The organism is Yaniella sp. (assembly GCF_030453185.1).
Classification (GTDB): domain Bacteria; phylum Actinomycetota; class Actinomycetes; order Actinomycetales; family Micrococcaceae; genus Yaniella.
The window spans coordinates 1-1,817 of sequence record NZ_JAKDKW010000153.1; the positions used below are offsets into that span (position 1 = coordinate 1).

Annotated in this window: 3 protein-coding genes; all 3 read right to left on the minus strand. The window is 58.9% G+C overall.

The window, feature by feature from the left end; translation table 11 throughout:
* The coding region (locus L0H14_RS12450) for a (2Fe-2S)-binding protein (RefSeq protein ID WP_301421994.1) at positions 1 to 297 on the minus strand (297 nt) is incomplete at its 3' end.
* A complete protein-coding gene (locus L0H14_RS12455; protein WP_022869604.1) occupies positions 294 to 548 on the minus strand; it encodes a sarcosine oxidase subunit delta in 255 nt (84 codons plus the stop codon). The genes L0H14_RS12450 and L0H14_RS12455, both read right to left, overlap by 4 nt.
* 27 nt (positions 549 to 575) lie before the next feature.
* The coding region (locus L0H14_RS12460) for an FAD-dependent oxidoreductase (protein WP_301421995.1) at positions 576 to 1,817 on the minus strand (1,242 nt) is incomplete at its 5' end.

A 1,817-nucleotide genomic window follows, 5' to 3' on the forward strand; every position in this document is an offset into this window, starting at 1 on the left:
CATGCCGTTTGCAATGCGTCGGTGTGCGCCACGCACGTTGGGTTCGTCATCGATCTGCATGATCGTGCCCGGATCGTGCAGCGAACCGGTGAGCACACCGCGGGGGCTGTGCAATTTCATACTGCGCGAAAAGACGCGTTCTCCGGCGGCAGCTAGTGCCGAAACCACTGAGTCACCCTCATAGCCAAAGTAGGACTTGCCGTTCCAGGTAAAGGTGACGCGCTTGGAACGATCAATCACCTCGTTGGGCTGGGTTGGCAGGCGCTGCGGCTGGTTGTTGTGTTCAGAGGATGTCATCGAGGGTCTCCTTCGGAACGGATGGCTTTATTGGCAAAGGTGTCGCGGTGCAGGGTGAAGAATTGTCGGCAGCCTGCCGAGTGGAACCACATTTCTTTCACAACGCCCCAGTGGTTGCTGCGGAAGTAGAGGTAGTCGTGCCACTGTTCCATCGTGGTGGTGGCGACATCTGGACGTGGCGGTTTTTCGCCGTGTTGTTTGAATTCCGTGGCATTGCGTAGTCCGCACCACGGGCAGTTAATTTGCATCATAGTGAAGCTCCTTGAGGTGAGACGGGTTTAGTGACCTACCGCGGCGGCGCCTTTTTCGCCGACCAGCTGGCCGGTCGAGAAGCGCTCCATGCCAAAGCCTTTGATCAGTTCCGGGGTTTTCTCGGTGGCGATCAGTGCCGCCATGGATTCCCCGGCGACTGGCCCGGCCTTGAAGCCGTAGGTACCCCATCCGACGTCTACATAGAAGCCATCGACCTCGGTCCCGCCCATGATGGGGGAGTAGTCCGGAGTCATGTCACACAGGCCCGCCCACTGGCGCAGCAGTCGCATTTTAGACAACGACGGCATGAGGCTCAGCACGTTGGTGGCCAGACCTTCGACGAACTCCAGGGTGCCGCGCATCGAATACGATGTAAATGGATCGACACTGGCACCGAATACGAGTTCACCGCGGTCGGTTTGGCTCACATACACGTGCAGGGTTCCCGAGACCACGACGGTGCCCAAGAACGGCTTGACCGGTTCGGTGACTGCCGCCTGCAGCGGCGACGTGGTAACCGGCATACGCACACCGGCCATATCGGAAATCAGTGAAGCCCAACCAGCGGTACAGTTGACCGCAGTCTCGGTGGCGATGCGCCCCTGTGAGGTCTGCACCCCGGTGACTTTGCCGCCTTCGACGTCAATGCCGGTGACTTCGGTGTGCTGAATAACGTGCACGCCCATTTCGTGTGCGGCCCGGGCATAACCCCACACCACAGCATCGTGTCGGATGGTACCGCCCGGTGGGTGGTAGAGCGCACCCAGTACCGGATACCGGGTGTCTTTGGAAACGTCGATGTAGGGGACCAGTTCTTCGACTTCTTTGGGCCCGATGACTTCAGAGTCCACTCCCTGGGCTTTGTTGACTTCGGCACGCCAGCGCATGGTGCGCATACCGCCGTCGTCGTGCGCCAACGACATGTGGCCCATCTGAGCAAACATCAGGTTGAAGTTCAGTTCCCCGGAAAGCTCTTCATAGAGTTTCAGGGAACGGTCGTAGAATCGCACGCCATCGGGGGTCAGGTAGTTGGAACGCAGAATTGAGGTGTTTCGGCCGGAACCGCCGCCTCCGATATAGCCTTTTTCGATCACCGCGATGTTGGTGATGCCGTGGTTTTTCGCCAGATAGTATGCGGTGGCCAGGCCGTGGAGACCGCCACCGATAATCACCACATCGTAGCTGCTTTTCATCTCGGGCTGGGACCAGACTTCGGGCCAGCCTTCCTGGGTGAGCCCCTTGGAAAACAGTTGGAATGCTGAATAGCG